Annotated in this window: 10 protein-coding genes and 12 tRNA genes; 18 read left to right on the forward strand and 4 right to left on the reverse strand. The window is 57.4% G+C overall.

Annotation, left to right across the window (positions count from 1 at the left end; translation table 11 throughout):
* Positions 1-4 precede the first annotated feature (4 nt).
* From tolA to ACTG27_RS20405, 16 genes are all read left to right on the forward strand, one after another.
* Complete coding sequence (tolA, locus tag ACTG27_RS20330; RefSeq protein ID WP_013723471.1) at positions 5-1,138, forward strand: cell envelope integrity protein TolA; 1,134 nt, start codon at positions 5-7, stop codon at positions 1,136-1,138.
* Positions 1,139-1,233: 95 nt separating this feature from the next.
* Entirely contained in the window at positions 1,234-2,559 is a 1,326-nt protein-coding gene (gene tolB / locus ACTG27_RS20335; protein ID WP_005335728.1) for a Tol-Pal system beta propeller repeat protein TolB, read from the forward strand.
* A 49-nt stretch (positions 2,560-2,608) separates the two neighbouring features.
* Positions 2,609-3,133 (forward strand): peptidoglycan-associated lipoprotein Pal, encoded by a 525-nt coding sequence (gene pal / locus ACTG27_RS20340; protein WP_005304908.1) that lies wholly within the window; start codon positions 2,609-2,611, stop codon positions 3,131-3,133.
* 158 nt (positions 3,134-3,291) lie between these two features.
* Positions 3,292-4,092 (forward strand): tol-pal system protein YbgF, encoded by an 801-nt coding sequence (gene ybgF, locus ACTG27_RS20345; protein WP_439980287.1) that lies wholly within the window; start codon positions 3,292-3,294, stop codon positions 4,090-4,092.
* A gap of 174 nt (positions 4,093-4,266) precedes the next feature.
* A tRNA-Lys gene (locus ACTG27_RS20350) sits at positions 4,267-4,342 on the forward strand.
* A 31-nt stretch (positions 4,343-4,373) separates the two neighbouring features.
* Positions 4,374-4,449, forward strand: a tRNA-Val gene (locus ACTG27_RS20355).
* A gap of 23 nt (positions 4,450-4,472) precedes the next feature.
* Positions 4,473-4,548: transfer RNA gene (locus ACTG27_RS20360), tRNA-Lys, on the forward strand.
* Positions 4,549-4,565: 17 nt separating this feature from the next.
* Positions 4,566-4,641, forward strand: a tRNA-Val gene (locus ACTG27_RS20365).
* 24 nt (positions 4,642-4,665) lie between these two features.
* A tRNA-Lys gene (locus ACTG27_RS20370) sits at positions 4,666-4,741 on the forward strand.
* A gap of 16 nt (positions 4,742-4,757) precedes the next feature.
* Positions 4,758-4,833: transfer RNA gene (locus ACTG27_RS20375), tRNA-Val, on the forward strand.
* A gap of 24 nt (positions 4,834-4,857) precedes the next feature.
* Positions 4,858-4,933, forward strand: a tRNA-Lys gene (locus ACTG27_RS20380).
* Positions 4,934-4,949: 16 nt separating this feature from the next.
* Positions 4,950-5,025: transfer RNA gene (locus tag ACTG27_RS20385), tRNA-Val, on the forward strand.
* A gap of 24 nt (positions 5,026-5,049) precedes the next feature.
* Positions 5,050-5,125, forward strand: a tRNA-Lys gene (locus ACTG27_RS20390).
* Between the two features lie 16 nt (positions 5,126-5,141).
* Positions 5,142-5,217 (forward strand) — tRNA-Val (locus ACTG27_RS20395).
* Between the two features lie 25 nt (positions 5,218-5,242).
* Positions 5,243-5,318 (forward strand) — tRNA-Lys (locus tag ACTG27_RS20400).
* A 17-nt stretch (positions 5,319-5,335) separates the two neighbouring features.
* Positions 5,336-5,411: transfer RNA gene (locus ACTG27_RS20405), tRNA-Val, on the forward strand.
* A 327-nt stretch (positions 5,412-5,738) separates the two neighbouring features.
* On the opposite strand, the gene ACTG27_RS20410 is transcribed toward ACTG27_RS20405, so the two are convergent.
* The gene (locus ACTG27_RS20410; protein ID WP_439980289.1) at positions 5,739-7,052 is read right to left on the reverse strand and encodes a sodium-dependent transporter; all 1,314 of its coding nucleotides are present in this window, start codon (positions 7,050-7,052) and stop codon (positions 5,739-5,741) included.
* A gap of 431 nt (positions 7,053-7,483) precedes the next feature.
* On the opposite strand from ACTG27_RS20410, the gene ACTG27_RS20415 reads away from it, so the two are divergent.
* A complete protein-coding gene (locus ACTG27_RS20415) occupies positions 7,484-8,203 on the forward strand; it encodes a substrate-binding periplasmic protein (RefSeq protein ID WP_267518651.1) in 720 nt (239 codons plus the stop codon).
* Between the two features lie 3 nt (positions 8,204-8,206).
* Here the strand turns inward: ACTG27_RS20415 and ACTG27_RS20420 are convergent, their stop codons facing one another.
* Positions 8,207-9,520 carry a sodium-dependent transporter gene (locus ACTG27_RS20420; RefSeq protein ID WP_005335722.1) on the reverse strand — a complete coding sequence of 438 codons (1,314 nt, stop codon included), beginning with the start codon at positions 9,518-9,520 and terminating at the stop codon, positions 8,207-8,209.
* A 210-nt stretch (positions 9,521-9,730) separates the two neighbouring features.
* A complete protein-coding gene (locus ACTG27_RS20425) occupies positions 9,731-10,570 on the reverse strand; it encodes an isopenicillin N synthase family dioxygenase (protein WP_124928531.1) in 840 nt (279 codons plus the stop codon).
* A gap of 206 nt (positions 10,571-10,776) precedes the next feature.
* On the opposite strand from ACTG27_RS20425, the gene ACTG27_RS20430 reads away from it, so the two are divergent.
* The gene (locus tag ACTG27_RS20430) at positions 10,777-11,340 is read left to right on the forward strand and encodes a DUF2799 domain-containing protein (RefSeq protein WP_005362971.1); all 564 of its coding nucleotides are present in this window, start codon (positions 10,777-10,779) and stop codon (positions 11,338-11,340) included.
* A gap of 51 nt (positions 11,341-11,391) precedes the next feature.
* Here the strand turns inward: ACTG27_RS20430 and ACTG27_RS20435 are convergent, their stop codons facing one another.
* Positions 11,392-12,210, reverse strand: coding sequence for a Cof-type HAD-IIB family hydrolase (locus tag ACTG27_RS20435; RefSeq protein WP_064335451.1), 819 nt, complete (start codon positions 12,208-12,210; stop codon positions 11,392-11,394).
* Between the last annotated feature and the right edge of the window lie 41 nt (positions 12,211-12,251).

Genomic DNA, 12,251 nt, shown 5'->3' on the forward strand with positions numbered 1-12,251 from the left:
GGAGATGGATGTGAAGCGTGGTATTTCCGGTTATCTCATCGCGTCGTTTCTGCTGCACCTGATCATCGGCATCATCCTGTTTGTCGGGCTCGATTTCAGCAAACCGAAACGACCCGAATCGAAGGGGCAGATCGTCAATGCCGTCATGCTCGATGAGAACTTCCTCAACGAACAGGCCAAGCAGATCCAGCAGCAGAAATCTCAGCCCAAGCCTCAAAAGGTAGAGAAAGAGAAGGATAAGGAAGACACGGATCTCGCCAAGCGCGAGCTGGCTCAGAAACAGGAGCAGCTTCGCATCGCCGAGACCAAGCGCAAGCAGGCCGAAGAGGCGACTCGCAAGGCCGAGGCCGAGAAGCAGAAGAAGGTTGCCGAGCAGAAGCAGGCGGAAGAGAAGGCCCAAAAAGCCGAGGAAGCCCGCAAGCTGGAAGAGCAGAAGGCCAAGAAGGCCGAAGCCGAGCGTAAAGCGGCGGAAGCCGAGAGCAAGGCGTTGGCGCTGAAGAAGAAAAAGGAACAAGAGAAGAAAGAGGCTGAAGAGAAGGCCAAGGCGGCAGAAGCCAAGGCCAAGAAAGCGGAAGCTGACAAGAAGGCCAAAGCCGAAGCCGAGAAGAAAGCCAAGGCAGAAGCAGAGAAAAAAGCCAAAGCCGAGGCCGAGAAGAAGGCCAAGGAAGAGGCTGAGAAAAAGGCAAAAGCTGACGCAGAGAAGAAAGCCAAGGCAGAGGCCGAAAAGCAGGCCAAGATCGCGGCTGAGCGCAAGCGTAAAGCCGCCGAGCAGGCCAAGCTGCAAAAAGAGATGGAAGAGATGATGCAGCAGCAGCTGTCGGCTGAGGCCAATGCCCGCAGTCAGGCGGCATCGGCAGCAGCCCAGGGAGAAGTCGACAAATATGCGGCGCTCATCAAGGCCACTGTTGAGCGGTATATGATTTTGGATCCCACCATGCGGGGCAAAACATGTACTATCGGCGTACGTCTTGCGAGCAGTGGCTTTGTCATATCGGTAGATAACGGCCAGGGTGACCCGGCGGTCTGTCGTTCCGGTAAGGCGGCTGTTCTGAAAGCCAATCAACTGCCTGTGCCCAAGGATCCTGCGGCATTCGAGATGTTGAAGGAATTTAACCTGAAGTTAGAACCGAGTATCTAAGCGTGATAAAACGAGGTTGCTTGCCTCCGGTTGGCAACCTCTCGCCGAGAAAGGAATTTAACCTCTCATCTATATTGGAACCGAGTATTTAAGCCATGATCAGAAAAGTATTTTTTGCTTTGGTTGGCTGTTTGTTGCTGGGCCAGAGTGCCCAGGCGGCCCTGGACATCGTCATCACCGGCGGTATTGATAGCGCACGCCCCATCGCTGTCGCCCCCTTCAAGTGGGAAGGTAACGGGCAGTTGCCGCAGGACATCGCGGAAGTGGTCTCCAACGACCTGATGCGCAGCGGCAAGTTCAAGCCGCTGGCCCGTGGCCAGATGCCGCAAACCCCGAGCAGTAGCAGCGAGATCAACTTCGCTCCCTGGGCCTCCCAAGGGGTTGAAGCCGTGGTGGTGGGTTCCATTTCGGCAGTCGGTGACGGCACCTACAAGGTCAACTTCGAGCTGGTCGATGTGCTGAAAGGCCAGCTGGCCAAGGCACAAGGTGGCGAGAGCAACGGTTACATCCTGGATAGCCGTATGGCGACCATCCCGGGTGCCCAGATGCGCCAGTTTGCCCACCGTATCTCCGACATCGTCTATGAGCGTCTCACTGGCGAGCGCGGTGCCTTCCTGACCCGTCTGGCTTATGTCTCCGTACAGCAGGGTACCCAGTTCCCTTACCAGCTGCGTATTTCTGACTACGACGGTTACAACGAGAAGACCCTGCTGCGCTCCCGCGAGCCCTTGATGTCTCCAGCCTGGTCGCCGGATGGCAGCAAGCTGGCTTACGTGAGCTTCGAGAACCAGAAGTCCGAAATCTACGTGCAGGATATCTACACCCAGCAGCGCAGCCTGATCACCAGTTTCCGCGGTATCAACGGGGCGCCGGAGTGGTCTCCGGATGGTCGTCGTCTGGCTATCGTTCTCTCCAAAGATGGTTCACCGAACCTCTATGTGGTTGATGTCGCTAGCAAGCAGCTGACCCGCGTCACAACCAGCCGTGTGATCGACACCGAACCCTCCTGGATGCCGGACGGGCAAAATTTGTTGTTCACCTCTGAACGTGGTGGCAAACCCCAGATTTATAGCGTAAATTTGGCGACTGGTATGACTCGCCGGATGACTTGGGAAGGTGAATCCAACCAGGGTGCATCCATCACTCCTGATGGCAAAATCATGGTGATGGTGACCCGTGTTCAGGGACAGTATCGTATTGCCCGTCAGGACATGGAAAACAATGCCCTGTTGGTCCTTACCCAGAGCGCTCTGGATGAGTCGCCAAGTGTGGCTCCCAATGGCAGCATGATCATTTATGCCACCATCTATCAGGGTCGTAAGAGTCTCGCGTTGGTGTCGACTGATGGTCGCTTCAAGGCTGTGCTTCCGACCAGTAGCGGTGAAATTCGTGCACCAGCTTGGTCGCCCTTCTTGAATTGATAAAAATCCAATTGTTTTTTGTTTTGTTATAAAGGTTTAAGGAAATAGCATGCAACTCAATAAACTGCTCAAGGGTTTGGCCATCGCACTGCCACTGTTCACCCTGGCCGCTTGTAGTTCTTCTTCTGATTCCGACGCCGCTGGCGCTGAATCAGGTATGACCGACGGCATGGGCGGTGTACAAACCGGCGGCGCCAACGGCATGTTGTCCCCGGAAGAGCAGATGCGTCAGAAGTTCGAAGCACTGCAACGTGACAACGTGATCTACTTCCCGTTCGACGGTTACGATATCCAAGGTCAGTACGCTGATCTGCTGGATGCCCACGCCAGCTACCTGCGCGAGCGCCCGAGCGTTAAAGTCCTGATCGAAGGTCACGCCGATGAGCGCGGTACTCCGGAGTACAACATCGCCCTGGGCGAGCGTCGTGCCAAGGCTGTTGCCAAGTATCTGCAAACCCTGGGTGTGCAGGCCGAGCAGCTCTCCATCGTCAGCTATGGCGAAGAGAAGCCGCTGGACATGTCCCACACCGAGGATGCCTTTGCCAAAAACCGCCGCGCGGTTCTGGTTTACTAAGGTTTGAACCGAACGAAGTTCGTTTATATGCAAGCGGCCATTTCGATGGCCGTTTTATTTGCACTAAACGCCAAGGTTTGATCCGAATGAAATCTGCATATGCGAGCGACGATGGCGCTGGCCGTTTTATCTGTACTAAACGCTAAGGTTTGATCCGAATGAAATCTGTGTACAAGCAAGCTGTCGTTGCGCTGGCCGTAATGGTTGCTCTGAATGCGCAAGCTGCGGCACCGGTCAGCGATCTGGGCGGTGACTCAAGTGGTGGGGTTGTCCTTAGCGGCAACAACGGGGCCATCGTGCCCACCGGTAGCCTGGAAGATCGGGTTGCCCTGCTGGAGCGCACCCTCAATGCCCGTCTGCGACTGCAAGCTGAATTGCAGCAACAGGTCGACTCCCTGCAAGGGGAGGTTTCCGAGCTGCGTGGTCAGCTGGAGCAGCAGACCTACCAGATGGAACAGTCGCAAGAGCGCCAGCGTCAGCTCTATCAGGAGCTCGACAAGGTTGCCAGCAGCCAGCAAGCTGCTCCAGCCGCCCCGGCCTCTGCTGCTGCCACACCGGCTGCTGCCGCCAATTACTCAACCAATCAGGATGAGAATCAGGCCTACGACGCAGCGGTCAACATGGTGCTCAAAGAGAAGAACTACGACAAAGCCATTCCGGCTTTCCAGGGCTTCATCAAGCAGTACCCCAATTCGGGCTATGTTCCCAATGCACACTACTGGCTCGGCCAGTTGCTGTTCAACAAGGGTGACAGAGCCGGTGCCTCGGCCCAGTTTTCGACCGTGGCCAACAAATACAGCAAATCCCCCAAGCGAGCAGATGCGCTGCTGAAGCTGGGTATGCTGGCGCAGCTGGATGGCAAGAAGGCGGAAGCTAAATCCTTCTATGAGCAGGTGATCAAGGGCTATCCCAACACCTCGCCAGCCCAGTTGGCCAAACAGAGTCTGGCCAAGCTGTAACATTGCTGTATGTCACTGTTTTCGTAACGCTACTGTAAAAACAGCCTGCATTTGTACGCACAGTGAGCAAACGGATTTAAATTACGAATTTTCTGTTGCACCGGAAATTTAAATCCGTAATATAGGCCGCCGTCAGAGCCGAAGCAGTAATGCAGTCGGAACTGGTCGTGGTGAGGGTCGTTAGCTCAGTCGGTAGAGCAGTTGACTTTTAATCAATTGGTCGCTGGTTCGAATCCAGCACGACCCACCATTTTCTCCACTCGGTGGAGACAGAATTCCCAGGTCGTTTAGCTCAGCTGGGAGAGCACCTCCCTTACAAGGAGGGGGTCACTGGTTCGATCCCAGTAACGACCACCAGTTTGTAAAAAAATGATTTAGATGGGTCGTTAGCTCAGTCGGTAGAGCAGTTGACTTTTAATCAATTGGTCGCTGGTTCGAATCCAGCACGACCCACCATCATTTCAAGAATCCCAGGTCGTTTAGCTCAGCTGGGAGAGCACCTCCCTTACAAGGAGGGGGTCACTGGTTCGATCCCAGTAACGACCACCAGTTTGTAGAAAAAATGATTTAGATGGGTCGTTAGCTCAGTCGGTAGAGCAGTTGACTTTTAATCAATTGGTCGCTGGTTCGAATCCAGCACGACCCACCATCATTTCAGAATCCCAGGTCGTTTAGCTCAGCTGGGAGAGCACCTCCCTTACAAGGAGGGGGTCACTGGTTCGATCCCAGTAACGACCACCAGTTTGTAGAAAAAATGATTTAGATGGGTCGTTAGCTCAGTCGGTAGAGCAGTTGACTTTTAATCAATTGGTCGCTGGTTCGAATCCAGCACGACCCACCATCATTTCAGAATCCCAGGTCGTTTAGCTCAGCTGGGAGAGCACCTCCCTTACAAGGAGGGGGTCACTGGTTCGATCCCAGTAACGACCACCAGTTTGTAGAAAAAATGATTTAGATGGGTCGTTAGCTCAGTCGGTAGAGCAGTTGACTTTTAATCAATTGGTCGCTGGTTCGAATCCAGCACGACCCACCATCATTTCAGAATCCCAGGTCGTTTAGCTCAGCTGGGAGAGCACCTCCCTTACAAGGAGGGGGTCACTGGTTCGATCCCAGTAACGACCACCAGTTTGTAAGTAAAAATGATTTAGATGGGTCGTTAGCTCAGTCGGTAGAGCAGTTGACTTTTAATCAATTGGTCGCTGGTTCGAATCCAGCACGACCCACCATCATTTCAAGAATCCCAGGTCGTTTAGCTCAGCTGGGAGAGCACCTCCCTTACAAGGAGGGGGTCACTGGTTCGATCCCAGTAACGACCACCATATTCGCAAGCGAGGCTGAGATATCAGCTGCGCTTGCAGAGAAAGTCCCCACTCAGATGGGGATTTTTTTTGCCCGCAATTCAGTACTCCCGCTTCTTCTGTTGCCGTTGTGGCGAGCCAAGCACCACCTCTTATAGTGCCACTCTGCCACTCTGCCACTCTGCCACTCTGCCACTCTGTCATTTCGCACATCTTCTACTTTGCTCTGCCGAGATTGCCCGACTGCACTCCTGTCCATCGTGATGCTGTTCATATGAACGCCTGTTAAAGCAAATGCCAGCAATAAAAAGGGCAGGCCAAGGCCTGCCCGCACGGATGCGCAAGGTGTTACATGATCCCGCGGATCAGGATCCCGCTGATCAGCAGCGGCGCCACCACGCGCCAGCACCAGAGCAGCGCCAGACGCAGGGCGGGTGACAGGCCCGCAGGCAATATGGCATCACCCAATCGCCAGCCAAGCAGCAGGGTCAGTACCAGACCAAACAGCGGCATCATCAGGTTTGAGGTCAGATAGTCGAGCAACTCGAAGATGGTCTTGCCAAACAGGGTCAGATCGCTCCATGGGCCGAACGACAGGCTCACCGGCATGCCGGAGGCCATGATGAGCAGAGTCAGTACCCTGCAGGCGCCACGACGCGACCAACCCCACTCCTCGGTGGTGAAGCGCACCAGATGCTCCAGCATGGAGATGGAGGAGGAGAGAGCGGCGACCAGCAGCAACAGGAAGAAGATCACCCCCAGCCCCTGACCGAACGGCAGATTACTGAACACGGCAGGCATGGTCATAAAGGTGAGCCCTGGGCCCGCGGTGGGATCGATGCCGGTGGAGGCCAGCGCCGGGAAGATCATCAAGCCCGCCAGCACCGAGATAAGGCTGGCCAGTGTGACCACCCAGACCCCGGAGCGCAGCACCCCTTCGCTATTGGGCAGGTAGGCGCCATAGGTCGTGTGTACCCCGAGCCCGATGGAGAGGGAGAAGAAGGCCAGCCCCAGCGCGTCCAGCACGCTCTGGCCGGTCAGCATGGAGAAGTCCGGCAGCAACAGCTGGCGCACACCCGCCATGGAGCCCGGCATGGAGAGACCGACCCCCACCAGCAACAACATCATGATGAAGAGCGCGGGCATCATCCAGCGCAGTGCCCGCTCCACCCCTTTCTGAATACCCCCCTGCACGAACCACCAGGTCAGGCCTGCGAAGATCAGATGGGTCAGCACCGGCCACCAGGGGTTGCTGACATAGCCGTTGAACAGGGCGGTGAGGGCGCTTCCTTCGCTCAGATTGAGCTTGCCAGCCATCGCCAGCGCGGCGTAACCCACGGTCCAGCCGCCCACCACGCTGTAGAAGCTGTAGATAAAGAAGCCGCAGGCGATCCCCATATACCCCATCCAGCGCCAGTTCGGCCCCACCAGTTTGCGAAAAGCGCCGAGCACCCCGCGCTGACTATGGCTGCCGAGCAGAGTTTCGCCGACCTGTACCGCTACCCCCAGGGTAAAGCTGAACAGCAGAAAAACCAGCAGGAAGGCGCCACCGCCATTGGTGGCGGTCACATAGGGAAACTTCCAGATGGCACCAAGGCCAATCGCTGTGCCTGCTGCGGCCAGCACATGACCGAGACGGGAAGACCACTGAACCTGGCTCATACAACCTCCGGGTAACACGACATCGAAGCAATACTCCTGAGTAGCAATAAACGACAGACCATAAAAAAGGCCGCCTGAGGCGACCTTTGCAATGAACATTCAGAAAAACTGTGCGTGCAAGGTCACCTCTCTTGCGAGCTAAAAAATCGACCAAACAGCACGAGGATGGCAGACATGAGGTGACAACCTGACCAATGAATGAGGAAACAGCCTAAACCATGGAAAGAATAATTGACACATAAAATCAAAAATTTTTTTGTGTGCCGCTGTCATCACTCTGACTGTACGTACAACTCAATGGGGGAGAACCTCGCCGGGCCGTATCTTTTCTACCTTGTGGCTATTTACTGGGCGATAATCGACGTAGCTTCTTCTGGAACTAGTGACCGCTACATGGCGCTGACGGGAACAACGATGAGACAGGATGTCGTATGAGATGGATGGTGCTGCCCTGGTTGCTGATCAGCCTGAGTGTGTCGGCGCAGCCCGGATTAACCCTGCTGAGTCACGACTTACCTCCCTTTACCGAATACCGCGACGGCAAGCTCGACGGATTTGCCATTCGCCTGATCGATGAGGTGCAGGAGGAGCTTGGCACCCGCTATCCGGTGCGGATTTACCCGCTCAAGCGGGCGCTGGCGCTGGCACGGGTCGAGCCCGGCTATGGACTGTTCGTGGTACAGCGGCTCCCGGAGCGGGAGTCCCATTTCAAATGGGTTGGCCCGCTCTTTATCAATCGGGTCTTTATCTATCAGGCACCGGATAGTCGCCACCCGCTGACCTCGCTGGCGCAGCTGCGGGATCTGCCCAGAGTGGGGGTCGTGCTGGGCAATGCCGATGATGTGCGGCTGACCCATGAGGGCTACACCAATCTGGTGCGCTACAAGACGGTCGGGGAGGCGATAGAGCGGCTGATGTTGGGCAAGATCGATGCCTTGCCGATGGCGGAGCTGGTGATGGAGGCCACCCTCGACAAGATGGGGTTATCCCGGCGCAGCATCGTCAGCAGTGGTGTACTGCTTCATCAGGCCGGTCTCTATATCGTCTTCTCCAAGGGGACGGATGATGCCGAGATCACCCGCTGGCAGCATGCCCTGGAGGCCGTCAGAGCCGCCCAGGGGCGGGCCGATGAGCCCGCCCGCGAAGAGTAACCGTCACACCAGACCGCGAATCAAGATCCCGCCGATCAGCAAGGGGGCAATCCAGCGCCAGCAGTTCATCAGCAGGTGATGCCAGTGGCTGGCAATCCCCTGCGGCAGCGCCTTGCGCCCCAGCTTCCAGCCCAGCAGCAGCGTCAGCATCAGGCCAAACAGCGGCATCATCAGGTTGGAGGTGACAAAGTCCAGCAGCTCGAAGATGGTTTTGCCAAACAGGGTTGCGTGTTGCAGCGGGCCAAACGACAGGCTGACCGGAACACCGCTAACCATGACGAATCCAGTGATGGCGCTGCAGGCCGTGCGGCGTGACCAGCCCCAGGTCTCGCACAGGAAGCACTGCAAATGCTCCAGCAGGGAGATGGCCGAGGAGAGCGCCGCAAAGACCAGCAGGGCGAAGAAGATCACCTCAAGCACCTGACCGAAGGGCAGCAGCTGAAATACCGCCGGCATGGTCATAAAGGTGAGACCGGGGCCGGAGGCCGGGTCGATACCGGTCGAGGCCAGCACCGGGAAGATCATCAAACCCGCCAGCACTGCCACCATGCTGGCCAGCAGCACCACCCAGAGGCTGGAGCGACCAACCCCTTCGCTGGTCGGCAGATAGGCGCCGTAGGTGGTGTGGATGCCAAGACCGATGGAGAGGGAGAAGAAGGCCAGCCCCATGGCATCGAGCACGCCGGACATCCCCAGCTTACTGAAGTCGGGCATCAGGAAGTGACGTACTCCCGCCATCGCATTAGGCAGGGTGAGGCCAAAGGCGACCAGCATCAGGATCATCAGGAACAGGGCCGGCATCATCCAGCGCAGGGTACGTTCCACCCCTTTCTGGATCCCGCCTTGTACCACCATCCAGGTGAGGGCGGCAAACAGCAGGTGAGTGAGGATTGGCCAGACGTCGCCGCTGACATAGTCATTGAAGCGGGCGGTGAGGGCTGCCGCATCGCCATGGTTGAGCTGGCCTGAGATGGCCATGCCGGTATAACCCAAGGTCCAGCCGCCCACCACGCTGTAGAAGCAGTAGATGAGCAGGGTAGAGATCACCCCCATTACCCCAACCCAGCGCCACTGTTTGCCGAGCAGATCGGAGAAGGCACCGACTACCCCGCGGCGACTCATGCTGCCGAGCAGGGTTTCCCCCATCAGTACCGCAACCCCCAGGGTGAAGCTGAACAGCAGAAAGACCAGCAGGAAGGCGCCACCGCCGTTGACGGCGGTGACATAGGGGAATTTCCAGATTGCGCCGATACCGACCGCAGAACCCGCTGCGGCGAGGATGTAGCCGAGTCGGGATGACCATTGGGACTGCTTCATAAGAACTCCAATCGAGCGCCCCTTGGCAGGGCAGAATGGCGCTCATATTACGGAGGTCACGGCGCAATCACTACGACGGTTATCAGGTGTAAATGCGATTTATTGGCATGATTGGCTAATTTAATTCTGTTTTTAGCCCAATCCTGCCACCATATAAAAACCGGAGCGAGATTGCTCCGGTTTGGTCTCTGACAATTGCTCGTCGGCGGACTAGATCACTCCCAGCTCCCGCAGCCGCTCCATCAGGTAGCTGTGGGCGGTATGACGCTCGGAGAGCACTACATCCGGGCGCGGATGGAGGAACAGCGGCAGGGAGATACGCGACTTGGCGGCGCTGCCACCGGTCGGGTTGATGACCCTGTGAGTGGTGGAGGGATAGTAGCCGCGAGAGGCCTCCTGCAGCATGTCGCCGATATTGATGATGAGGGTGCCAAAGTCGCACGGCACGTCCATCCACTCGCCGTCGGAACCCTTCACCTGAAGCCCCGGTTCGTTGGCGGCGGGCAGAATGGTGAGCAGGTTGATATCCTCGTGGGCGGCGGCGCGGATGGCGCCCGGCTCCTCGGTGCCATCGAACGGCGGATAGTGCAGCACCCGCAGCAGGGTCTTCTGGCTCTCTTCGATCATCGAGGAGAGGGGGCAGCTGTAGTTGGCGGCGATATCGGCCGGGGTATACTGCTCCACCCAGCCCAGCAGCTCGGCGGCCAGACCGTTGGCGAGGCGGTAGTACTCCATCGCCTGCTCCTTCAGTTCTTCCGGCATCTGGCCCCAGGGGTAGATGTGGAAGTACTCCTTGATGTCTTTCTGGCTATGGCCCTTGGCCACCTCGGAGACCGACGGCGGGAAGTAGCCATCCTGGGTTTCGCGGTTGAACAGGAAATCCTGCTTCTGCTCGCTCATGAAGAAGCGATACCAGTTGTCGTAGATGGACTGCACCAGCTCTTTCGGGATGGGGTGGTTGGTCAGCACGCCAAAGCCGGTGGTTCGCAGGGATTCGGTGAAGCGTTGGGCCGCATCGGGTGAGCGGTAATCGACGGTCAGGACTTTCATTGTTTTTGTTGCGCGCCAGTTAAAAGATGGCGCAGTTTACCTTGCGCCTGATAACAAGGAAAGCGGGTTGGCCGCCCGTCTGGCACGGCGTTGAATAGTGACAAAAACATCAAATAAACCGCGCCAGACCGCACGGGAGCGCATCCCTTGTTATGGCCTTTTATCCTCTCTAGAATGCCGGTCACTATCTTTTCCGGAGTCTGTTCATGTCCCCCAAAATCCTGTTGCTGACCCTGCCGGTATTGCTGGCGGGATGCAGTGCCCTGTCAGAAGATGAGTGCCGCACCATGAGCTGGTACAACCTGGGTTATCAGGATGGATCGGAAGGCAAAACCCGTCAGGCGACCCGCGATTACGTTTCGTCTTGTAGCGAATATGGCCTCAAAGTGGATGAGGCCGAGTGGAAACGGGGCTACGACAAGGGGTTGGAGCTCTACTGCATTCCCGAACTGGCTTACAGCAAGGGTAAGGAGGGGCAGGCCTATCTGGGGGTATGCCCCAATGACGCCAGCTTCCTCAAGCAGTATCAGCGTGGCTACGAAGAGTACAAACTGGCTGCTCGCCTGCGGGAGATCAGCGACGAGCTGGAGCGTACCGAGCGTGATATCGATACGCTGGAGCGCAGCATCCGCAACGAAACCAACACGGAACAGCGTGACTATTACCGCGCCAAGCGCGATCGGGCCATTCGCCACTACGAATCCCTGCGCCGGGAGTACAACCGTCTGCGTTATCCGGATCGGGTGATCCAGTTCTCCTTCGGCGGTTAATCCCTCTCTTTATGGCCAGCCCGCGTGCTGGCCATGTTGCACCTTGTCAGATCAGGGCAGTACCCAGCGCTGCAGTGCCAGTGCGATACCATCTTCGTTGTGGTCGGCCGTGACCCGATGGGCATGGCTCTGGATCTGCGGCGCCGCATTGCCCATGGCTACCGCCAGCCCAACTTGCTCGAACATGCTGATGTCGTTGTTGTTGTCCCCAAACGCCACCACCTGCTCCATTGCAATCCCTTCGCTGGCTGCCCACTGGGCAAGCCGGTTGCCCTTGCTGCAACCGGGCTGTACCAGCTCCACCGCATAGGGGGCCGCCCAGTCGCGGGTAAAGGGCATCTGCTCGACCACCTCGCCCATAAAGGTGTGCAGGCGCGCAGGATCCTGATTGAACAGCTCCAGCTTCCAGACCGGATTGTCGAGCCAGCCTGCCAGCTCCTCGACCGGGTGGAGGGCGATCTTGAGGTGGTCCGGCTGATTGGCCGACCAGTGGCGGATGCGGGTGACATGCTCTTCACAGCCGATGTAGCCAATGCCCTCGCTCAGGTGGAACAGGGCGCCCATCTGCTGCGCTTCGACCGCGGCCAGCAGCTCGGTAAGCGGGGCAGCCGCCAGCGGGTCGCCGCTGATGATCCGGTTTTGCACCGGATCATAGAGATAGGCGCCGTTGCTGCAGATGAGGGGGGTATCGAGGGCCAGCTCGTGGTGAAAGGGGCGCGCCGTCATATAGTGGCGCCCCGTGACCAGCAGCACCTTGATGCCGTGGGCGCGGGCCTGCGCCAGTGCTGCCCGGGTGGCCGACGAGATCTTGTGATCACGGGTCAGCAGGGTGCCATCCATATCGAGCGCGATGGCCTTGTACTCACTCATAGCTCCTCCAGCATCGAACAAATCCGTAAAGAGCTTTACCG

This window comes from Aeromonas sp. 97A (assembly GCF_051919185.1).
Taxonomy (GTDB): domain Bacteria; phylum Pseudomonadota; class Gammaproteobacteria; order Enterobacterales; family Aeromonadaceae; genus Aeromonas; species Aeromonas veronii.